At 62.0% G+C, this 20,452-nt stretch carries 19 protein-coding genes; 15 read left to right on the forward strand and 4 right to left on the reverse strand.

Annotation, left to right across the window (positions count from 1 at the left end):
• Positions 1–8: 8 nt before the first annotated feature.
• The 3 genes from ACL2XF_RS11270 to ACL2XF_RS11280 form a co-directional block, all read right to left on the reverse strand.
• Positions 9–224 carry a hypothetical protein gene (locus ACL2XF_RS11270; protein WP_413728615.1) on the reverse strand — a complete coding sequence of 72 codons (216 nt, stop codon included), beginning with the start codon at positions 222–224 and terminating at the stop codon, positions 9–11.
• Positions 196–759 (reverse strand): FadR/GntR family transcriptional regulator, encoded by a 564-nt coding sequence (locus ACL2XF_RS11275; protein WP_413728616.1) that lies wholly within the window; start codon positions 757–759, stop codon positions 196–198. Before ACL2XF_RS11275 ends, ACL2XF_RS11270 begins: the two co-directional genes overlap by 29 nt.
• Before the next feature lie 188 nt (positions 760–947).
• Positions 948–1,247 (reverse strand): ArsR/SmtB family transcription factor, encoded by a 300-nt coding sequence (locus ACL2XF_RS11280; protein ID WP_410015614.1) that lies wholly within the window; start codon positions 1,245–1,247, stop codon positions 948–950.
• A 109-nt stretch (positions 1,248–1,356) separates the two neighbouring features.
• On the opposite strand from ACL2XF_RS11280, the gene ACL2XF_RS11285 reads away from it, so the two are divergent.
• The 8 genes from ACL2XF_RS11285 to ACL2XF_RS11320 all read left to right on the forward strand — a co-directional run bounded on the left by ACL2XF_RS11285 (position 1,357) and on the right by ACL2XF_RS11320 (position 10,579).
• The gene (locus tag ACL2XF_RS11285; RefSeq protein WP_413728617.1) at positions 1,357–2,445 is read left to right on the forward strand and encodes an NADH:flavin oxidoreductase/NADH oxidase; all 1,089 of its coding nucleotides are present in this window, start codon (positions 1,357–1,359) and stop codon (positions 2,443–2,445) included.
• Between the two features lie 352 nt (positions 2,446–2,797).
• Positions 2,798–3,502, forward strand: coding sequence for a FadR/GntR family transcriptional regulator (locus ACL2XF_RS11290; protein WP_413728618.1), 705 nt, complete (start codon positions 2,798–2,800; stop codon positions 3,500–3,502).
• On the forward strand, positions 3,499–4,512 hold the full coding sequence (locus ACL2XF_RS11295) for an ABC transporter ATP-binding protein (RefSeq protein WP_410016571.1): 1,014 nt from the start codon (positions 3,499–3,501) through the stop codon (positions 4,510–4,512). The genes ACL2XF_RS11290 and ACL2XF_RS11295 overlap by 4 nt, the downstream gene beginning before the upstream one ends.
• Complete coding sequence (locus tag ACL2XF_RS11300; protein ID WP_410015617.1) at positions 4,509–5,573, forward strand: ABC transporter ATP-binding protein; 1,065 nt, start codon at positions 4,509–4,511, stop codon at positions 5,571–5,573. Before ACL2XF_RS11295 ends, ACL2XF_RS11300 begins: the two co-directional genes overlap by 4 nt.
• A gap of 22 nt (positions 5,574–5,595) precedes the next feature.
• Entirely contained in the window at positions 5,596–7,113 is a 1,518-nt protein-coding gene (locus ACL2XF_RS11305; RefSeq protein ID WP_413728619.1) for an ABC transporter substrate-binding protein, read from the forward strand.
• A gap of 24 nt (positions 7,114–7,137) precedes the next feature.
• The gene (locus tag ACL2XF_RS11310; protein WP_413728805.1) at positions 7,138–8,082 is read left to right on the forward strand and encodes an ABC transporter permease; all 945 of its coding nucleotides are present in this window, start codon (positions 7,138–7,140) and stop codon (positions 8,080–8,082) included.
• Between the two features lies 1 nt (position 8,083).
• Positions 8,084–8,959: an ABC transporter permease gene (locus ACL2XF_RS11315; RefSeq protein WP_413728620.1), complete on the forward strand. Its 876-nt coding sequence runs from the start codon at positions 8,084–8,086 to the stop codon at positions 8,957–8,959.
• A gap of 18 nt (positions 8,960–8,977) precedes the next feature.
• Positions 8,978–10,579, forward strand: coding sequence for a gamma-glutamyltransferase family protein (locus tag ACL2XF_RS11320; protein WP_413728621.1), 1,602 nt, complete (start codon positions 8,978–8,980; stop codon positions 10,577–10,579).
• A gap of 64 nt (positions 10,580–10,643) precedes the next feature.
• Here ACL2XF_RS11320 and ACL2XF_RS11325 read toward each other — a convergent pair whose 3' ends face one another.
• Positions 10,644–11,633 carry an aldo/keto reductase gene (locus ACL2XF_RS11325; RefSeq protein WP_413728622.1) on the reverse strand — a complete coding sequence of 330 codons (990 nt, stop codon included), beginning with the start codon at positions 11,631–11,633 and terminating at the stop codon, positions 10,644–10,646.
• Positions 11,634–11,999: 366 nt separating this feature from the next.
• Between ACL2XF_RS11325 and ACL2XF_RS11330 the strand changes: the two genes are divergently transcribed.
• From ACL2XF_RS11330 to ACL2XF_RS11360, 7 genes are all read left to right on the forward strand, one after another.
• The gene (locus ACL2XF_RS11330) at positions 12,000–12,893 is read left to right on the forward strand and encodes a LysR substrate-binding domain-containing protein (protein WP_413728623.1); all 894 of its coding nucleotides are present in this window, start codon (positions 12,000–12,002) and stop codon (positions 12,891–12,893) included.
• A 246-nt stretch (positions 12,894–13,139) separates the two neighbouring features.
• On the forward strand, positions 13,140–14,075 hold the full coding sequence (locus ACL2XF_RS11335; RefSeq protein WP_413728624.1) for a LysR family transcriptional regulator: 936 nt from the start codon (positions 13,140–13,142) through the stop codon (positions 14,073–14,075).
• 290 nt (positions 14,076–14,365) lie between these two features.
• Positions 14,366–15,808, forward strand: a complete 1,443-nt coding sequence (locus tag ACL2XF_RS11340; RefSeq protein ID WP_413728625.1) for an amidohydrolase — start codon at positions 14,366–14,368, stop codon at positions 15,806–15,808.
• Positions 15,809–15,888: 80 nt separating this feature from the next.
• Positions 15,889–17,499: an ABC transporter substrate-binding protein gene (locus ACL2XF_RS11345; RefSeq protein WP_410015625.1), complete on the forward strand. Its 1,611-nt coding sequence runs from the start codon at positions 15,889–15,891 to the stop codon at positions 17,497–17,499.
• Positions 17,500–17,537: 38 nt separating this feature from the next.
• Entirely contained in the window at positions 17,538–18,623 is a 1,086-nt protein-coding gene (locus ACL2XF_RS11350; RefSeq protein ID WP_413728626.1) for an ABC transporter permease, read from the forward strand.
• Positions 18,620–19,555 (forward strand): ABC transporter permease, encoded by a 936-nt coding sequence (locus ACL2XF_RS11355; protein WP_410015627.1) that lies wholly within the window; start codon positions 18,620–18,622, stop codon positions 19,553–19,555. Before ACL2XF_RS11350 ends, ACL2XF_RS11355 begins: the two co-directional genes overlap by 4 nt.
• Positions 19,548–20,414, forward strand: coding sequence for an ABC transporter ATP-binding protein (locus ACL2XF_RS11360; RefSeq protein ID WP_410015628.1), 867 nt, complete (start codon positions 19,548–19,550; stop codon positions 20,412–20,414). The genes ACL2XF_RS11355 and ACL2XF_RS11360 overlap by 8 nt, the downstream gene beginning before the upstream one ends.
• Positions 20,415–20,452 lie beyond the last annotated feature (38 nt).

The following is a 20,452-nucleotide window of genomic DNA, read 5'->3' on the forward strand; positions in this document are numbered from 1 at the left end:
GTCGTGGTTTAGTCGGTAAAAGGCGCCGCGCCTGCCATGCGGATGGTGGCGCGGCGGCGAAAGTCCGCGCCGATCTCGAAATGGCGGGCCAGCAGTTCGTCGGCGCGCGCTTCGTCGCGCCCGACGATGGCGGCAAAAATAAGCCGGTGGTGATCGATCAGGAACTCCTCGATGCCGTCCACCTGGATAATCTGTTCACGCCGGTCCAGGTGCGAACGCATCATCAGCGCGCTGATGGACTGGTAAATACTGATAAGCGTCGCCGAGACCGGACGCCAGCACGATAGCTTCATGAAAGTGGAAATCCGCCAGGCCGCCGACTTCCGGGGTATGGATAGTGTCGATGATGGCGCGCAGGCATTCGGCCAGCCGATCGTAATCCCCTTGCGTGGCCCGGCGGCATGCCAGGCGCACCGCCTGCCGTTCAATGGCAATACGCGCCTGCATCACGTCGTCAATCACATCCGCCTGATGGGCCAGTACAAAGGTGAAAAATTCACCCAGAATCGACACGCTGGGTTTTTTCACCACCGTGCCGATACCATGGCGGATCTCCACCGCGCCAATCATCGCCAGGGCGCGCAAGGCCTCGCGCAGCACCGGCCGGCTTACGCCGAGCCGGGCGGAAAGCTCACGCTCCGGCAGCAGGCAGTCCCCCGCCTTGAGCTCCCCCGACAGCAGTTGCTCGCGCAGAAATCCGACGACCCGATCGTAGCCGTTGCCGGTGTCCTGTTTCCCGTTCCCGCGTTTAATCGTCATCTGTCATTCATCAGCCTTAACCAGTGGTAATACCAATGGTAGATATGTTAATGAAAGATTAATGTGATGTTATTCACAGTTGCTTTTTGGTCAATAAGATGGCGATCACAGATTTGCCGCGAAAACGGAAAAGGGGAAATTCAGGCCGTGGTGCGGCGTATTAGGCGATATTGGCGAAGCGGGGGCGGTTAATGCTGCGCCAGGATCGTCGTCAGCAGGCCGGGGAAGCGGTCCTGCATATCATCGCTGCGCAGCGTATTGATGTGCGTGGTGCCGACATTATGGGTATAGACCAGCCCGGCATCGCGCAGCACGCGGAAATGATGGGAAACGCTGGATTTGGGGCGGCCGCCGTCCAGTTCGCCGCAGCTGGCCTCGCCCAACTGAGCCAGGCGGCGCACGATGTCCAGGCGCAACGGGTCGCTCAAGGCGTAAAGCACGCGTTCGAGAGCGAATTCATTTATCGACGGATGTTTAAAGGGGCGCATGGGGCGACTATAGCAAACGGCTTGTCAAAAAGCCATAATTCGAATATTATCGAATTACAGAATAAGGCTACAGTAAATCATCGCGCCAACAAATACAGGAACCCGAACCATGTCAGCACTCTTTCAACCCTTTAAACTCAAGGATGTTACGCTGCGCAACCGCATCGCGGTGCCGCCCATGTGCATGTATTCCGCCGATGAAGGCCTGATCAACGACTGGCACCAGGTCCATCTGGCCGCCCTCGCCCGCGGCGGCGCCGGGCTGGTGATCGTCGAGGCCACCGCGGTCTCCCCCGAGGGGCGTATCACCCCAGGCTGCGCCGGCATCTGGAACGATACCCTGGCCCAGGCCTTTGTGCCGGTGGTGCGGGCCATCAAAGCGGCGGGCGCGGTGCCCGGCATCCAGATCGGCCATGCCGGCCGCAAGGCCAGCGCTAACCGGCCCTGGGAGGGCGATGACCATATCGCCGAGAGCGACCCGCGCGGCTGGCAGACCATTGCGCCGTCCGCCATCGCTTTTGGCGCCAATTTGCCGAAAGTGCCCAAGGCCATGACGCTTGACGATATCGCCCGGGTGCGTGATGATTTCGTGGCCGCCGCCCGCCGGGCGCGCGACGCCGGATTCGAATGGCTGGAGCTGCATTTCGCCCACGGCTACCTGGCCCAGAGCTTCTTCTCGGCCCATTCCAACCAGCGCGACGACCAGTACGGCGGCAGCGCCGTTAACCGCGGCCGTTTTCTGCTGGAAACCCTGGCGGCGGTACGCGAAGTCTGGCCGGAACATTTGCCGCTGACCGCCCGGTTCGGCGTGCTGGAGTTCGACGGGCGCGACGAGCAGACCCTGACTGAATCCATTGACCTGATCACGCGCTTCAAACAGGCCGGCCTGGATATGCTCAGCGTCAGCATCGGGTTCTCCACCCCCGACGCCACTATTCCCTGGGGACCGGCTTTTATGGGCCCGATCGCCAAGCGGGTGCGCGGGGAAGCGGATATCCCGGTCGCCTCCGCCTGGGGATTCGGTACGCCGGACCTGGCCGAAAAAGCCGTTCAGGACCAGCAATTGGATCTGGTCATGGTGGGCAAGGCCCATCTGGCCAATCCCCACTGGAGTTATTACGCCGCCCGTGAACTGAAGATTGAACGTCCCTCCTGGACGCTGCCCGCCCCCTACGCCCACTGGCTGGAAAGATACTGACGCCGGCGCTAACCGTCGTCCCGGCATCAGGGCGGCGGTTAGCCTGAGAGCGGCAATTCCTGATGCAGCGCGGTGCGTGGTGTGCCCACCCGTGGTGCATCCTCTCCCTCCATGGCGGTTGCCTTAATGATATCCCCGGCATTGACGGCCGGGCACTTCGCGCGCCCGCAACAAATCCCCTGAAATTCCAGTCATCTGCAACGTTCGATTAAAAAAAGAGCGAACCAATAAAAAATTGGTTCGATTTGTGCTTGATGGTGATGAAAGGTAATGAGTGATGGCGTGCGTTCCGGCGGAACAGCGCGCCATCAGGGCGTTATCGACACGATTATGGCAAATCAGGGTGTGAGTCATGACAAAACAGCCGTCGTCCTTCTCCGCGCTGGAACAGCTGCGCGCGCTGATCCTGCAACACCCCGCGCCTGAGCTGCCGCTGCCCACTGAGCGGGAGCTGGCGCAACGCTATCAGGTCGGGCGCCGGGAGATCCGCCGCGCGCTGGACGTACTGGAGATGGAAGGCAGGGTGTGGCGCAAACAGGGCAAGGGCACCTTCCTGGGTCCCGATGCCCCATCGCAACCGCTGGTGCTGCAGGGCTTGCCGCGCCAATCGACGCTGCTGGAGGTGATGGAAGCCCGTCTGCAGCTGGAGCCGGGGCTGGCGCGCCTGGCCGCCCTGCGCGCCACGCCGGAACAGCTGGCGCTGATGGCGCGCCTCCAGGAGCGGATGCAGGTGCTGGCAACCGATGACAGCGATCAGCACGAACTGTGGGACAGCGCCTTCCACCGGACGCTGGCCGAAGCGGCCGGCAACCGGCTGCTGCTCGGCCTGTTTGACGCGCTGGACGCCATACGCCGCGACGACAGCTGGCGCCATCAGCGCGAGAAGGCGCGCAACCCGGCGCGGCTGGACAACTATAACCGGCAGCACCAGCGCCTGATCCGCTATCTCCAGGCCCGCCGGCCCGAGGAGGCCGCCGCCGTCATGACCGAACATCTTCTGGCGCTGCAACAGGCGCTGACCACTGTCCTGTCCATCGACAAGGAGCCTAAAGCCTGATGACGATCCCCACATCCCCCGCGCCGCCGGTGCTGAATATCGCCCATCTGCGGGTGCGCTTCCACGGCTCGCCGGCCAGCGTGCTCGACGATATCTCGCTACATATCCAGCCGGGGGAGACCCTGGCGCTGGTGGGCGAATCCGGCTGCGGCAAAAGCGTCACCTCGCTGGCGTTAATGGGGTTATTGCCCGACAGCGCCCGCATCGACCAGGGGGAACTGTATTTTAACCAACACGACCTGCGCGCCCTGTCGCCGCGGCAATACGCCAACCTGCGCGGCAATCAGCTGGCCATGATTTTCCAGGAGCCGATGACGTCCCTTAATCCGGCGTTTACCCTGGGCGACCAATTGGCGGAGGCGGTGATGCGGCATCAGGGCGGCAGCTATCGCCAGGCCATGGCGCGCGCCGGGGAGATGCTGGCTTTGGTGCAGATTCCGGCGCCGGAGCTGCGCCTGAAGTCGTATCCGCACCAGCTTTCAGGCGGCATGCGCCAGCGGGTGATGATCGCCATGGCGCTGATCAACCGGCCGCAATTGCTGATTGCCGACGAACCCACCACCGCCCTGGATGTCACTATCCAGGCCGGTATCCTCAGCCTGCTTAACCAAATCAAGCAGGACACCGGCACCGCCATTTTACTGATTACCCACGATCTCGGCGTGGTGGCGGAAGTGGCGCAGCAGGTGGCGGTCATGTACGCCGGCCAAATTGTCGAAACCGGCAGCGTGGACGACATTTTCAGCGACCCGCAGCATCCCTACACCATCGGACTGATGGCCTCGATGCCCAGCCTGTCGGCCCGCATCGGCAAGTTGGCCACCATTCCGGGGTCGGTGCCCACCGCGGACGCCATGCCCGCCGGCTGCCGCTTCGCTACCCGCTGTCCGTTCGCCGACGAACGCTGCCACCGTTCCCGGCCCGATCTGCGTCCGGTCGCCGCAGGCCATGAGGCCGCGTGTTTTTACGCGCCGCTTGAACACCATTTCGCGCCGGGAGCCAGAGCATGAGCCAGCCGATCCTTGAAAGCGTGGCATTGACGAAAATCTTTCAGGGCCCCAAAGGCCTGTTTACCCGCCAGCGCCAGGTGCACGCGGTGGATCGGGTATCACTGAAGGTCTGGCCGGGCGAAACCCTGGCCATCGTCGGCGAATCCGGCTCCGGCAAATCCACTCTCGGCCGGCTGCTGCTGCGCCTGCTGACGGCCACCGAAGGGCGGGTTTTCTACCAGGGCAATGATATCGGCATGCTGCCCGCCGGGCAGTTGAACCAGCTGCGGCGCGAGCTGCAAATCATTTTCCAGGATCCGTTCGCCTCCCTCAATCCGCGCATGACGGTGGAGGAGATTGTCGGCGAGCCCATCTGGCTGCATGAGCGGATTTCCCGGGCGCAGCGGCGCGAACGGGTGGCCGAACTGCTGCGCACCGTCGGGCTGCCGGCCCTGTACGCCCGGCGGTTTCCCCATGAATTTTCCGGCGGGCAGCGCCAGCGCATCGGCATCGCCCGCGCCCTGGCGTCCAAACCCACGCTGCTGCTGGGGGATGAGCCGGTTTCCGCGCTGGACGTGTCGGTACAGGCGCAGGTGGTCAACCTGCTTGAGAGCCTGAAAGAACAGTTCGGCCTGACCCTGATCGTGGTGGCGCACGGACTGGCGGTGATCCGCCATATGAGCGATCGCGTCGCGGTGATGTACCTGGGGCAAATCGTCGAAATCGCCGCCGCCGATGATATTTTCGATCAGCCGCTGCACCCCTATACCCGGGCGCTGATTGCTTCAGCGCCCCAGTTAACCCCAGGCGGCCGGCAATCCGGACCGCTGCTGACGGGGGATTTGCCCAACCCGTCGCAGCCGCCGTCGGGATGCCGTTTCCATACCCGTTGTCCCCACGTCAGGGACGTCTGCCGGCAGCATGAACCGCCGCTGGAACCCGCCGGCGATCGGCGCCAGGTGGCGTGTCACCGCTGGCGGGAACTGAACAGCGATCGCAGCGTTATCGTCATGGCGCCGCCGTCGGCGGCTTTCCTGCGGCGGCGCGCGCTGTTTGTCGACGCCGCGGCCCGTAAACCCTAACTGCCACAAGGAATCTATGCTCATGAACTCCCGTCACAAGCTTTATACCGCGCTGAGTGGTTTGGTGTTGCTTGGCGTCAGCGGCCAGCCGTATGCCGAAAGCATTTTACGTATCGGTCTGGGCAGCGACCCCGACATGCTCGATCCCCACCTGGCCCGGACCTATTATGGCCGATTTGTCTTCGCCGCCATGTGCGACCGGCTGGTGGATGTGGATGAAAAGCTGCAGGTGGTGCCCGGCCTCGCCACCGACTGGCAGTACAGCGATGACGGCAAAACCCTGACCATGAACCTGCGCCAGGGCGTGACGTTTCAGGATGGCGAAGCCTTTAACGCGCAGGCGGTGAAATTTAATATCGATCGTGCGCTGACCCTGCCGGGATCGCTGCGCAAAAGCGAACTGTCCTCAGTGGCGTCCGTCGAGGCCACCGGCCCCTATAGCGTGACGTTTCACCTGAAGAACGCCGACGCCGCGCTGCTCTCCCAGCTCACCGACCGGGCGGGCACCATGCTGGCGCCGCAGGCCGCCGCGAAGGATAACTTTGCCGCGCACCCGGTATGCTCCGGTCCCTACCAGTTCGACAGCCGGGTGCAGCAGGACCGCATTGTGCTGACGCGCTATGATAATTACTGGAATAAACAGGCCTACCACTTCGATAAAGTGATTTTTATGCCCATTCCCGACTCCTCGGTGCGCCTGGCCAACCTGCGCGCCGGCGATCTGGATCTGACCGAAGGCATTGCCGCCAGCGATGTGAAAACCGTCGAGGCCAATCCCAGACTCGCCCTGGCCAAGGTGACTGGGCTTGGGTATATGGGGCTGACCTTTAATATCGCCAACGGCAAGGCCAATCCCAGCGATCCGTTTGCCAAGGATGCGCGGGTACGCGAAGCGTTCTCCTTGTCTCTGGATCGCGACGCCATTAACCAGGTGGCCTTCGAGGGGCAATACACCCCGGCTAACCAGCCGTTCTCCACCGTCAGCCCTTACCATGTGGATTTGCCGGTGCCGGCGCGGGATGTGGAGAAAGCCAAATCCCTGCTGGCCGCCGCCGGGGTCGCCACGCCGGTGGAAACCACCCTCCTGGTGGCCAACAGACCGGATGCCCAGCAGGTGGGCCAGGTCATCCAGGCCATGGCCGGCGAAGCCGGGTTTAATGTCCATTTGCAAACCTCTGAATTCGCCACGCTGCTGGATCGCCAGCAGCGGGGAGATTTCCAGGTCAGCATGTCGGGCTGGTCCGGCCGTCCGGATCCGGACGGCAGCATCTATTCGTTTATCCACAGCAAAGGCAACCTGAACGACGGGCGCTACAGCAACCCGCAGGTGGACGATTGGCTGCAACAAGCCCGCGCCACCTCCGACCAGGCCAAACGCAAAGTCCTTTATAGCCAGGTGGTGGCGCAGTTGCAGCAGGATATGCCGCTGGCCTATCTGTATTTCGAGCCGCGCATTTTCGGCATGACGAAAAAAATAACGGGATTCAAACCCTATCCCGACGGGTTGATCCGCCTGGCGGGTATGCAACTGGCGCCGTAGCGCGTCGAGAATCCGGGAGCGATGATGTTAGAACTGATTGGCAAGCGCGTATTGCTGGCGATACCCACCCTGTTTTTGGTCAGTATTATGGTGTTTTCGCTGCAAAAACTGCTGCCGGGCGACCCGGTGGTGGCCATGGCCGGCGAAGAGCGCGACCCGGCGGTAATCGCCATGCTGCGCGCTAAATACCGCCTGGACGACCCCATACCGGCGCAGTATTTTTACTGGCTGCGCGACGCGCTGCAGGGCAACCTGGGCATATCGCTGCGCACCCAGGAACCGGTGACCACGCTTATCGCCAGCAAGCTGCCCGTGACCGTCGAACTGACGCTGCTGTCGATGATCATCGCCATGGCGCTCGGCATCACCACCGGTATTATCGCGGCGGTGCGCCGGGGAACCTGGGTGGATTACAGCGCCAACTTTATCGCCTTGTCCGGCATCTCCATCCCCAACTTCTGGCTGGGGGTGCTGCTGATCCTGCTGTTTTCCGTCAAGCTGCAGTGGCTGCCGGCCTCGGGGTTCGTGCCGCTGACCGAAGACCTGGCGCAAAACCTGCGCACCCTGCTGCTGCCGGCGTTGGTGCTCGGCACCGGGCTGGCGGCGACGCTGATGCGCCATACCCGGGCGGCGATGATCGCCGTGCTGAAAGCGGACTATATCCGCACCGCCAAGGCCAAGGGCCTGCTGCCCGGGCGGGTGATACTCAAACACGCGCTGCGCAATGCGCTGGTGCCCATCGTCACCCTCACTACGCTGCTGTTTGGCGAGCTGCTTGGCGGCGCGGTGCTTACCGAGCAGGTCTTCACCATACCGGGATTCGGCAAGATGATTGTCGATTCGGTGTTCAACCGCGATTACGCGGTGGTGCAGGGGGTGGTGCTGGTGGTGGCGATGGCTTTCCTGCTGCTTAACCTGGTGGCCGACGTGCTGTACGTGCTGATCAATCCGCGCATGAGAGGAGAATAATATGTCGCAGGTGCTCACCGGCGCGGCCGCGCCGGCTACGCCCAGGGCGGGCAGCCGGGCGATAAAGAAATTCATCGCCAATAAAAGCGCCGTGATCGGGGCGGCCATCGTGCTGATCTTTGTCATCATCGCCCTGCTGGCGCCGTGGCTGGCGCCCTTCGACCCCATCAAGGCCAACTTTCTGACGGTACGCAAACCGCCGTCGGCGATCTACTGGCTCGGCACCGACGAACTGGGCCGCGACATCCTCTCCCGCCTTATCTGGGGCGCCCGCACTTCGCTGACGGCCGGCTGTATTTCCGTGATTATCGCCATTTTTATCGGCGTGCCGCTGGGGCTGGTCGCCGGCTATTGGCAGGGAATATGGGATGGGATTATCTCGCGCGTTATCGAGGCGTTGCTGTCCTGTCCGTTTTTGATCCTGGCCATCGCGCTGGGGGCGTTTCTCGGCCCGAGCCTTATCAATGCGATGATCGCCATCGGCCTGTCGGTGATGCCGATTTTCGCCCGTCTGACGCGCGGGCAGGTGATGAGCATCCGCAACGAGGAGTATATCGAGGGCGCCCGGGCCATCGGTCTGCCCGACCGCTGGATCGTACTGCGTTATGTGCTACCCAACGTGTTGTCGCCGATTATGGTGCAGGCGACGCTGGCCATCGCCTCGGCCATCATTACCGAAGCCAGCCTGTCGTTTTTGGGACTGGGGCAACAGCCGCCCTCTCCCTCCTGGGGCGCCATGCTCAATACCGCGAAAAATTACCTTGAGCAGGCGCCATGGATGTCGATTTTTCCAGGACTGGCGATCTTTTTTACCGTCCAGGGTTTCAACCTGCTGGGTGACGGGCTGCGCGATGCGCTGGATCCGCGCGACAATTAACCAACACAGGATTACACGATGACATCACCACTGGATTTCCAGGTAGCCTACCCCTCCCTGCGGCCGCCGATGATGGGCCGCAACGCGGTCTGCGCCTCCCAGCCGCTGGCGGCCCAGGCGGGGTTGCGCATGCTGCTGCAAGGCGGCAACGCCGTGGACGCCGCCGTCGCCGCCGCCATGGCCCTGACGGTGGTGGAACCCACCGGCTGCGGTATCGGCAGCGATGCGTTCGCCCTCGTCTGGGACGGCAAACGGCTGCATGGCTTAAACGCCTCCGGCCGCTCTCCCGCCGCCTGGAAATATGAAGATTACGCCCATCTGCCGGCCGTGCCGGAACTGGGCTGGGACGCGGTCACCCTACCCGGTGCGGTGTCCGGCTGGGTGGAACTCGCCCGCCGCTTCGGCTCCCTGCCGCTGACGACGCTGGCGCAGCCGGCGATTGATTATGCCCGCGACGGTTTTCCGGTATCGCCCCTGATTGGCGCATTATGGCAGCGCGGCGTCGAGCGCCTTGGCGATCAGCCGGGATTTATGGCGTGCTTTGCGCCCGGCGGACGCGCGCCGGCCATCGGCGAGCTATTCCGCAACCCGGCCCAGGCCAGGACATTGGAACTGATCGCGCAAACCGAGGGCGAGGCGTTTTATCGCGGCGAATTGGCGGCGAAAATTGCCGCTTTCGCCCGGCAGCATAACGCCGGCCTAACGCTTGAGGACCTGAACAATCACCGGCCGGAATGGGTCGAACCGCTGTCCCGTCCTTTTGCCGGCGGATCGGTGCATGAACTCCCGCCCAACGGCCAGGGCATCGCCACCCTGATAGCCCTGGGCATCCTGGAGCACTGCGGGATCGGCCGTTATCATCCCGACTCGGCGGCGGCGCTGCATCTGTCCATCGAGGCGATGAAGCTGGCGCTGGCCGACCTGGAACGTTATGTGGCCGATAGCGATCATATGGAATTCGAGGCCAGGCATTTATTAAGCGATGCATACCTGCAACAGCGCGCCGCGTTAATCGATCCCGAGCGGGCGGGGGATTTTGTCTTCGGCGCGCCGCGGCAAAACGGCACGGTCTATCTGTCCGCCGCCGATGCCGGCGGCATGATGGTATCCTTTATCCAGTCTAATTATATGGGGTTCGGGTCCGGCGTGGTGGTGCCGGACACCGGCATCAGCCTGCAAAACCGCGGCGCCAGTTTTGTGCTGGAGCCGGGACATCCCAACTGCCTCGCCGGCAACAAGCGCACCTTCCACACCATTATCCCGGCGTTTGCCCTGGACGGCGCCGGACAGCCGCTGATGTCGTTCGGCGTCATGGGGGGATCCATGCAGGCGCAGGGCCATGTCCAGATGGCGCTGCGCATCATGCAGCACCGGCAAAACCCGCAGGCGGCCATTGACGCGCCGCGCTGGCGGGTGGTGCGAGGACGCGAGGTGATGGTGGAACCGGCGCTTGACCGCAATGTTCTCGCCGCCCTGCGCGCCATGGGACACCAGATAAGCGTCGAGGACCCGATGCAGATCCACAGCTTCGGCGGCGCCCAGGCCATTATGCGCGACGCGCAGGGCGTGTATATCGCCGCCACTGAAAGCCGCAAGGACGGGCAGGCGCTGGTATATTAACCCACAGCCCGCCCCTCCGGCGGGGATGTCGGCATTGCGCAGCCGTTGCGGCGCCGGCCCGCATTCAGCGGCCGACGTTCTTTTGCATGTCGGCCGGATAACGCTCGCCCTGTACGTTGATATTGGCCACGGCGCTTTCGATGGCGCGCAAATCATCGGGGGTGAGAATCACCTCGACGGCGCCCAGGTTTTCCTCCAGGCGGTGCAGTTTTGTGGTGCCCGGGATGGGCACAATCCAGGGTTTGCGCGCCAGCAGCCAGGCGATGGCTATCTGCGCGCGCGTGGCCTGCTTGCCCGCCGCCAGCTCGCCGAGCACGTCCACCAGCGCCTGGTTGGCAGCACGCGCCTCGGGTGTAAAGCGTGGCACGATATTACGGAAGTCGTTGCTGTCGAAGGCGGTATCCTTGCTTATGGCGCCGGTGAGAAACCCCTTGCCGAGCGGGCTGAAGGGCACAAAACCGATGCCGAGCTCCTCAAGCGTCGGTAAAATCTCCTGCTCCGGCTCCCGCCACCATAAGGAGTACTCGCTTTGCAGGGCGGTAACCGGCTGGACCGCGTGCGCCCGGCGGATAGTCTGCGCGCCCGCCTCGGACAGGCCGAAATGCTTCACCTTGCCTTCCTGGATCAACTGTTTCACCGTGCCGGCGACATCCTCGATGGGGACGTCCGGATCGACGCGATGTTGGTAAAGCAGGTCAATCACCTCGGTCCGCAGGCGCTTCAGCGACGCCTCGACCACCTGCCGGATATGCTCCGGCCGGCTGTTGAGGTGCTGTTTGCCGTCCGGACTCGGCAGGTCGAAACCGAATTTGGTGGCAATCACCACCCGATGGCGAAACGGCGCCAGCGCTTCCCCCACCACGTCTTCATTGGTAAAGGGACCGTACACTTCCGCGGTATCGAAAAAGGTCACGCCGCGCTCAACCGCGGCGCGGATAAGCGCGATGGCCTCAGGCCGGTCTTTCGCCGGGCCATAGCCATGGCTCAGGCCCATGCAGCCCAGGCCCAGCGCCGAGACTTCCAGATTGCTGTTGCCGAGTTTTCTCTTTTGCATTTTTTACTCCTTAAAGTTCCTGGCTGGTCGGACGGAACAGGATTTCGTTAAGATCCCCGTCTGGCGGATGGCAAACGCCACGACGCTGGCGAACGAGACCGTGGGGATGGCGTGCTGTTCATGAAAAGCCCTGGTATAGGTTATTTTCAATACCTTAAGGCGGGGCGGCTTTGCGCCGGGTGATCTTCAATCGCCCGTTAACGTTAGCAGAAGGACGGTGGCGGGGTTAGCGGCGCGAAGGAAATGAGCTTATGAAATGGATTCATAAATGTTGTTGCAATCTCCCGGACTGAGGTCTGAACGCAGCCAGGCATATATGTATAGAATAAGGGCAATGCAAATGATGCGCACAACGCAGGCGGCGTAATGTTACGAGAAAACTTCAATGACCTCATTTCTTTCCTGGTGGTGGCAAAGGAACGCAGCTTCACAAAAGCGGCGGCGAAACTGGGGGTTTCCCAGTCGGCGCTAAGCCACGCCATGCGCAGCCTGGAAGAACGCCTGGGGCTCAGGCTGTTAACGCGCACCACGCGCAGCGTGGCGCCGACCGAAGCGGGCGAACGCTTGCTCCATTCGCTGGGTCCGCGCTTCGCCGACATCGAGAGCGAGCTGGATGCCCTGGGTGAAATGCGTGACCAGCCGGCGGGCAATATCAGGATAAGCGCCGGGGAACATGCGATGGATTATGTCCTGTGGCCGGTCCTGAAACGCTTCCTGGCGGGGTATCCGGATATCAATGTGGAAATTACCGTGGATAACAGCCTGACGGATATCGTCAGCGGGCGTTATGACGCCGGCATACGCCTGGGTGAACAGGTCGCCAAGGATATGGTCGCCGTGCGTATCGGGCCGATGATGCGAATGGCGGTGGTCGGCGCGGGCGCGTATTTGGACCGGTATGGCATACCGGCGACGCCGCAGGAATTACAGCATCACCGCTGCATTAATATGCGCCTGCCCACACTCGGGGGCAAATATGCCTGGGAATTTGAAAAAGCGGGCCATGAGCTAAAGGTCCGGGTCGACGGCCAGTTAACCTTTAACTGCCTGCGCCAGCGGATTGATGCCGCCATCGCGGGATTCGGTCTGGCATTCGTACCGGATGATACGGTGCAAGAACCCCTGGCGAGCGGACAGCTGATCCGGGTGCTGGAAGACTGGTGCCCCGCGTTCCCGGGATATTACCTGTATTATCCCAGCCGTAAACAGCATACCACCGCCTTTGCCCTGTTTATCGACGCGATACGCTTTCAGCAATAACCGCGCGCGCGCTGCCCCTTGACGGTGCAGCGCGCGACAACCCGTCCGCCGCCAAGCCGGGCCATGACAAGCATTACGCCGGCCTGTTCGCGTAATCCCCTGAAAAACAAAGACACTCATTCTTTTTTGCCGTTGGCGTGGATCTTGCTGCAGGTTAAGTCGCCATATGGCTTCTCAAGCAACGACCCGGGCGCAATGCGCTTTCTCCCATAGATAGGGTGATCATAACTAGCCAGGGGTTATCCGATGGAACTGAAATGGTTGGAAGATTTTCTCAGCGTTTCTCAGTGCTATAGCTTTACGCGGGCGGCTAATGAGAGAAACATTACCCAGTCCGCGCTAAGCCGCCGGATCAAGCAGCTCGAAGAGTGGCTCGGCGTGCCGCTGTTTGATCGCAAGGCCTACCCGATCCGCCTGACGGCAGAGGGGCAGGATTTTCTGCAAACCGCGGCGGAAATGGTGTTTTCCATGACCCGGCTACGCAACGATATCCGCGAGCGTCATATGCATAAGCACGCCATCGTGCATTTCGCCACGCTGAATACGTTGTCGCTGACGTTTTTTCCGTCCTGGATTAACGCCGTCGAACCCTCCCACCAATACGGCTATATCCGTTTATGCGATCAGCAACCTTCCTTCAGCGGCAATATCTCCCTCCTGCTCGACGGTGAAACCGATTTTTTACTGACCTACGCGCACGACTCCGTGCCGTTGATGAAACAGTTGCAACGTTTTCCTTATCTCGAACTGGGCGAGGAACGGGCCATCGCCGTCTGCGCGCCGGACAGCGGCGGCAAGCCGCTTTATCCCATTGATGAGAGCCGGGCCGCCGACGGCGTCCAGGCGCCTATCCCCTATCTTAGCTATGGCAAACGCTCATTTTTCGCCCATGCGCTGAGCGCGCTGTTCGCCACGCGCCCGCTGCCGCTGAAGACCATTTATGAAAATTCAATCTCCAGCGGCCTGAAGGCCATGACGATTTCCGGCTGCGGCACCGCCTGGTTGCCGTCAAGTTTGATCGATGAAGAACTCGCCGCCGGTACCCTGATCCGCGCGGGCGACCGCAGTTGGGATATCCAGGCCGGCATTCGCCTTTACCGGCTGGAAAAATTCCGCAACATCCAGGCCGAGCGCCTGTGGAACCGGGCCGCCCTGCTGCACCGGACCCACGCGGCAGCCTGAGCCGCGCCCACGCGCCGGGCGGTTTAATCAGCCTGGCGATCCACTGTTTCCCTGCCTTTCAACGGCCGGGGCGGGCGATTATTTCCGTGATAAAAACACTATATATCAAATAAATAATTTCCCCTGACGCCACAAAACCATGCCGCGGCACGCTATGCGATTTTGGAATAGGCCAGTTGAAAGTCTCATTGGATCTTTGCCGCCGATATCCACATCCTGAACGGGTTCCCATTATTTTTCCGGCCCGACACATCAACAACAACCCCATCCACCGGCACGAGGATATTCAGGTGAATAACGCAACAGCGCAGCAGAAAGCATTGGTCTGGAACCTGGTCGATGTAAAGAAAAACCTGTTCACCGCCCTGAGCGATCGTATCTGGGGCATGCCTGAAATCGCCTATACCGAATACCGTTCGGTGGCCGAACATACCGACATGCTCAAGACCCAGGGTTTTCGCGTCACGGAAAATGTCGCCGGCATTCCCACCGCCGTCATGGGGGAAGCCGGCCAGGACGGTCCGATCATCGCCATACTGGGTGAATACGACGCGCTGCCGGGACTGAGCCAGGTCGCCGGCATCGCGCGTCCGGAACCGATTCCCGGCAACGGCCACGGCCATGGCTGCGGTCACAACCTGCTCGGCTCCGCCGCCATGCTCGCCGCTACGGCGATTAAGGACTGGCTGGCGCAAACCGGCGCGCCGGGCCGTGTACGTTACTATGGCTGCCCGGCGGAGGAAGGCGGCGCGGCAAAATCCTTTATGGCCCGCGCCGGCGCGTTTGACGACGTGGATATCGCCATTACCTGGCATCCGTCGGCCTTCAGCGAAGTGGCGCGCGCCGAATCCCTGGCCAATACCCGTATGGACTTTGTTTTCCACGGCCGCGCCTCCCATGCCGCCGCGTCGCCGCATCTGGGCCGCAGCGCGCTGGACGCGGTCGAACTGATGAACGTCGGCGTCAACTACCTGCGTGAACATGTGCCCTCTGATTCGCGCATTCACTACGCCATGCTCGACGCCGGCGGCATCGCGCCGAACGTGGTGCAGGCGCGCGCGGCGGTACGTTACGCTATCCGCTCCCGTGACGTCCATGCCATGTTCGCCCTTAATGAACGGGTGAAAAAAGTGGCGGCGGGCGCGGCGATGATGACCGAGACCACGGTGGATATCAGCATCATGAGCGCCGTCGCCAACCTGCTGGGCAACGAACCGCTGGAAGAAGCCATGCAGCACAATTTCGACCTGCTGGGTCCGCCCGCCTTCGACGATGCCGACAAAGCCTTTGCCGCCGACATCCAGGCCACCCTGTCCCCGGAGGATATACAGAGCGCCTATCGCCGCATCGGCATGAAAACACCGCCCCAGGCCGCCGCGCTGTGCGAATTCATCGTGCCCCTGGACGCGGCCGGCGAACTGATGCTCGGCTCCACCGACGTTGGCGACATCAGTTGGGTGCTGCCGACCGTACAGGCCCACGTCCCCACCTACGCCATCGGCACGCCGGGCCATTCTTGGCAACTGACCGCGCAGGGCATGATGCCCGCCGCGCATAAGGGGCTGGCCTACGCCGCCAAGGTGATGGCCGCCACCGCCATCGATACCCTGACCGATAAGGTCCTGCTGGCGCAGGCGAAAACCGCGCACTACGAACTCACCGCGCAAACGCCTTATGTCTGCCCTATTCCCGCCGACGTGCAACCGCCGCTGCAACCGCGCCCGGCCGAATGACGGTTTTTGTCTGTCCCGTCGCCGTCATGCCGCGGCGCATTTTCGGCGATTCGCCATTTCTATTCACAGGAGCGGAATTTATGCGCACTACCCGCAGACGTACCCTGAACACCCTGATCGCGCTGACGCTGGGATACGCCCTGCCGCCCCCGGCGGCGCACGCGCAAACGCCGCCGGATTCACTGGTGATGGCATGGAATATCGATGCCATCAGTACCTTTGACCCGGCGCAGATCGGGGAGGTGGTCACCAATGAAATCATTAAGAACACCTGCGATACGCTGGTCGATTTCGACCCCAAAGATGAAGCCAACGTGATACCCCGCCTGGCGAAAAGCTGGGACATTGCGGCGGACCACAGGCAAATCACCTTCCATCTCAACAGCGGGCTGGCGTTTCCGTCAGGTAATAAAGCGACGGCGCGGGATGTCGCCTGGTCGCTGCAGCGGGTGGTGCTGCTGGGCTTCGGCAATTCAGCCACCCTGACCGAATTCGGCTTTAACAAAGACAACGTTACCCAGCGTATCACGGCACCGGACGACAATACGCTGGTGATGACCTTCGACCGGTCGTATCCGGCCAACCTGGTGCTGCAGGCGATTGCGGCCAATAACGTCTCCACCACTCTTGATCGCGCGCTGGTCGAGCAAAACGCCGTTAACGGCGATATGGGCAATAAATACCTGACCACCCATACCGCCTGCGTCGGTCCCTACCAGTTGATGCGCTGGAACGCCGGTGAAGGCGTCATGCTGCAGGCGAATAAGCCCTATTGGGGCGCCGCCCCCAAACTGCAGCGTATCCTGATCCGTCATGTGGCGGAAACCGGCACCCAGCGTTTGCTGCTGACCCAGGGCGACGTGGATATCGCGCGCGATCTTGCGCCGGACGATCTGCGTGATTTGGACCAGGGCGGCCAGGTGAACATCGATAAGGTGCTCAAGCCGCAGCTGTTTTTCTGGACCTTTAACAATGAGGATCCCATTTTCAAAAATCCCCAGGTGCGCCTGGCGATGCGTTACCTGATTGATTACCAGGGGCTGGCGTCCACCGTGATGCCGTACCTCGGCGTGCCCCGCGCCAGCTTCGCCCAGCTCGGCGCCTACGGCGCGCTGGATAAAGACGCCGGACAGCCGTTCAGGCTCGATCTCGATAAAGCCAGGCAGCTGTTAACCGCAGCCGGTTATCCCAACGGCTTTACCGCCAAACTGATTATCGGCACCCTGCCGCACTCCGCCCCCATCGCGCAAAGCACCCAGGAAAACGCCTCGAAAATCGGCGTGAAACTCACGATTGAAAGCATGGCCAACGCCCAATTGTTCAGCCGCGTGCGCGGACGTGAGTTCCAGAGCGCCATGATGGCGTGGCAGACCTCGGTACCGGACGCCTATGGCAACGCCTCGCGCCTGGTTTTCAATCCGGACAACGGCAAGGAGGCCAAAAATACGCAATATCCCAGCTGGCGCGCGGCCTATTTTGACCCGGCGATGAACCAGCAGGTCACCGACGCCCTGCTGGAGCCGGACGATCAAAAACGTATCGCGCGCTATCACCAGTTGCAGGAAGAGCAGATGCAGCAGGGCCCGATGGCGATCATGTTCCAGATGTACAACACCGCCGGGCTGACCAAACAGGTGAAGGACTGGACCTGGAACGGTTTTCGCGTGTATTACGCCATGGCGGCTAAATAACCACGACGATAGGGTCGTTTTCACGCAAGGAGTCACCGATGTCGCTAATCGATCCGGCCGCCACGGCCGAACACCCGGCCGACCCGCTCTGGCTCAGGCTGGGCGGGCACGGCGCGCGGCTGGGCAAGCTGCTGGTTTCCGTGTTTTGCACGCTGTTGGGACTGGCGGCGCTGACTTTCTTTATCGGCCGTCTGCTGCCCATTGATCCGGTGGTGGCGGTGCTGGGCGATAACGCCAGTCAGGAAGCCTACCAAAAAATGTATCGCCTGCTGGGGCTGGATAAACCGCTGTGGCAGCAATTTTTACTGTATCTGCAACACGTCGCCAGGCTGGATTTCGGCAACGCCCTGACCACCGGACGCCCGGTCATCGAGGATATCGGCCGGGTATTTCCCGCCACCCTGGAGCTGGCGAGCCTGGGGGCGATCATCGGCACCTGCCTGGGTATTCCGGCCGGCGTGTTCAGCGCCATGTACCGCAATACCTGGTTTGATCACTGCATCCGTTTTATCGGCCTGCTCGGCCATTCCGCGCCGAATTTCTGGCTGGGGCTGATGGGACTGGTGCTGTTCTACGCCACGCTCGGCTGGATCGGCGGGCCGGGGCGCATCGACTTTATCTATGAATTCGACGTGAAGAGCGTGACCGGGCTCTATCTGGTGGACACCCTGCTTGCCGGCAACTGGGCGGCGCTGGGCAACGTATTCAGTCATCTGATCCTGCCGGCGTCGATCCTCGGCCTCAGCGGCCTGTCCTACATCAGCCGCATGACCCGCAGCTTTATGATTGAACAACTGTCGCAGGAATATGTCATCACCGCCCGCGTCAAGGGGCTGTCATGGGCGCGCAGCGTATGGGTCCATGCGTTTCGCAACGTGGCGGTGCAGGTGGTGACGGTGGTGGCGCTCTCCTACGCCTTTTTGCTCGAAGGCGCGGTGCTGACCGAAACCGTCTTCGCCTGGCCCGGTTTCGGCCGGTATCTGACCAACGCCATGCTGGCCGGCGATATGAACGCGGTGGTCGGCTGTTCACTGTTGATCGGCAGTATCTTCGTGGGGATTAACCTGCTTTGCGATCTGCTTTACCGCATTTTCGACCCGCGCACCCGTCAGGAGCAATCATGACCGATTCGGCTAAACCCCGGCTGACCCGGCAGTCGCGCCGCGCGCTGCGCGCCTGGCTGGACGCCCCCGTCCCCGCGACGCCCTGGCAGGCGCGTATGCAGCAGAGCCTCAATCAATGGCGCCGTTTTTGCCGCAATACCCCGGCGCTGTTCGGCCTGGCGGTGATGATGATCATTACCGTCGCCGCGCTGTTCGCCCCCTGGCTGGCGACCCATAATATCTACGCGCAAAACCTGCAGCTGCGCCTTGCCGCGCCCGGCGCCGGCTACTGGCTCGGCACTGACGAACTCGGGCGCGATATCTACAGCCGCCTGATCTACGGCGCGCGCATTACGCTGTACATCACCTTCCTGTCGGCGCTGATCGTCGGACCGATAGGCCTGCTGGTCGGCACCATCGCCGGCACCCTCGGCGGCTGGGCCGATACCCTCTTGATGCGCATCGTGGATATCTTCCTGGCCTTCCCGAGCCTTATCCTGGCGCTGGGGTTTGTCGCCGCGCTCGGACCCGGCATCGAAAACGCCATCATCGCCATTTCGCTCTCCGCCTGGCCGCCCATCGCCCGGCTGGCGCGCGCGGAAGCGCTGTCGATCCGCAAAATGGATTACGTCGCCGCCGTGCGCCTGCAGGGCGCATCGCAGATGCGCATTATCCTGCGCCATATCATCCCCATGTGCCTGCCGTCGGTAGTGGTACGCCTGACGCTGAACATGGCGGGGATTATCCTCACTGCCGCCAGCCTTGGTTTTCTGGGGCTAGGCGCGCAGGCGCCCAGTCCCGAGTGGGGGGCGATGCTGTCTTCGGGGCGACAGTTCATGATGACCAACTGGACGATTGCCGCCATTCCCGGCCTGTCGATTCTTCTCACCAGCCTGGCCTTTAACCTCTTCGGCGACGGCCTGCGCGACGTTCTGGATCTGCGCCATGACTGATACCCTGCTGGAAGTGCGCCACCTCAACGTGGTGTTTAAAGACCCTCATCGGGAACACCACGCCGTACGCGATATTTCGTTCGCCATCGGCCGCGAAAAAGTGGCCCTGGTCGGTGAATCCGGCTCCGGTAAATCGCTGACCGGGCGCGCACTGCTGAAACTCACGCCGCGGGGCGCCCGCGTCAGCGCCGAAAAAATGCGGCTGGGCGATACCGACCTCCTGCTTACCGGCGAGCGTGGGATGCGCAAAATCCGCGGTAAACGCATTTCGATGATAATGCAGGATCCTAAATTTTCACTTAATCCGCTGATGCGCGTCGGGCAGCAGATCAACGAGGCCTACCGTACCCACTTTAACGTCGGCGAACACGAGGCGCGGGCCAAGACGCTGCTGATGCTGGACGCGGTGAACATCCGCGATCCGCAGCGGGTTTTCAGGCTTTATCCGCATGAGATTTCCGGCGGCATGGGCCAGCGCATCATGATTGCCATGATGCTGATACCCGAACCGGATCTGATCATCGCCGACGAGCCGACATCGGCGCTGGACGTCACCGTGCGCCAGCAGGTGCTGGGGGTGCTTGACGCCCTGCTGGAGCGGCGTAAAACCGGCCTGTTGTTTATTACCCACGACCTGGGCCTGGTGGAAAAGTTCTGTGACCGGGCGCTGGTCATGTACGGCGGGCGCATTCTGGAGGAAATCGCCGCCGATCAATTGCATAACGCCCGGCACCCCTATACCCGGGCGCTGCTTGCTAGCCAGCCCGATCTGCGCCATCCGGTGGATATGCTGGCGATCCCGGCGCGCGATCCGGCATGGCTGACCGGCCCGGTGTATCGCTATGGAGAACAATGCTGATGACCTGCGCGATAAACGACCCTTCCCGCCCGGCGCCG

It is taken from the genome of Sodalis sp. RH19 (assembly GCF_047324215.1).
Taxonomy (GTDB): Bacteria; Pseudomonadota; Gammaproteobacteria; order Enterobacterales; family Enterobacteriaceae; genus Acerihabitans.

What these genes read in the sequence shown, in the direction of transcription:
- ACL2XF_RS11270 (WP_413728615.1), bottom strand. Translation starts at nt 224, where the DNA reads ATGATGCGTTCGCACCTGGACCGGCGTGAACAGATTATCCAGGTGGAC.
- ACL2XF_RS11275 (WP_413728616.1), bottom strand. Translation starts at nt 759, where the DNA reads ATGACGATTAAACGCGGGAACGGGAAACAGGACACCGGCAACGGCTAC.
- ACL2XF_RS11280 (WP_410015614.1), bottom strand. Translation starts at nt 1,247, where the DNA reads ATGCGCCCCTTTAAACATCCGTCGATAAATGAATTCGCTCTCGAACGC.
- ACL2XF_RS11285 (WP_413728617.1), top strand. Translation starts at nt 1,357, where the DNA reads ATGTCAGCACTCTTTCAACCCTTTAAACTCAAGGATGTTACGCTGCGC.
- ACL2XF_RS11290 (WP_413728618.1), top strand. Translation starts at nt 2,798, where the DNA reads ATGACAAAACAGCCGTCGTCCTTCTCCGCGCTGGAACAGCTGCGCGCG.
- ACL2XF_RS11300 (WP_410015617.1), top strand. Translation starts at nt 4,509, where the DNA reads ATGAGCCAGCCGATCCTTGAAAGCGTGGCATTGACGAAAATCTTTCAG.
- ACL2XF_RS11305 (WP_413728619.1), top strand. Translation starts at nt 5,596, where the DNA reads ATGAACTCCCGTCACAAGCTTTATACCGCGCTGAGTGGTTTGGTGTTG.
- ACL2XF_RS11310 (WP_413728805.1), top strand. Translation starts at nt 7,138, where the DNA reads ATGTTAGAACTGATTGGCAAGCGCGTATTGCTGGCGATACCCACCCTG.
- ACL2XF_RS11315 (WP_413728620.1), top strand. Translation starts at nt 8,084, where the DNA reads ATGTCGCAGGTGCTCACCGGCGCGGCCGCGCCGGCTACGCCCAGGGCG.
- ACL2XF_RS11320 (WP_413728621.1), top strand. Translation starts at nt 8,978, where the DNA reads ATGACATCACCACTGGATTTCCAGGTAGCCTACCCCTCCCTGCGGCCG.
- ACL2XF_RS11325 (WP_413728622.1), bottom strand. Translation starts at nt 11,633, where the DNA reads ATGCAAAAGAGAAAACTCGGCAACAGCAATCTGGAAGTCTCGGCGCTG.
- ACL2XF_RS11330 (WP_413728623.1), top strand. Translation starts at nt 12,000, where the DNA reads ATGTTACGAGAAAACTTCAATGACCTCATTTCTTTCCTGGTGGTGGCA.
- ACL2XF_RS11335 (WP_413728624.1), top strand. Translation starts at nt 13,140, where the DNA reads ATGGAACTGAAATGGTTGGAAGATTTTCTCAGCGTTTCTCAGTGCTAT.
- ACL2XF_RS11345 (WP_410015625.1), top strand. Translation starts at nt 15,889, where the DNA reads ATGCGCACTACCCGCAGACGTACCCTGAACACCCTGATCGCGCTGACG.
- ACL2XF_RS11350 (WP_413728626.1), top strand. Translation starts at nt 17,538, where the DNA reads ATGTCGCTAATCGATCCGGCCGCCACGGCCGAACACCCGGCCGACCCG.
- ACL2XF_RS11355 (WP_410015627.1), top strand. Translation starts at nt 18,620, where the DNA reads ATGACCGATTCGGCTAAACCCCGGCTGACCCGGCAGTCGCGCCGCGCG.
- ACL2XF_RS11360 (WP_410015628.1), top strand. Translation starts at nt 19,548, where the DNA reads ATGACTGATACCCTGCTGGAAGTGCGCCACCTCAACGTGGTGTTTAAA.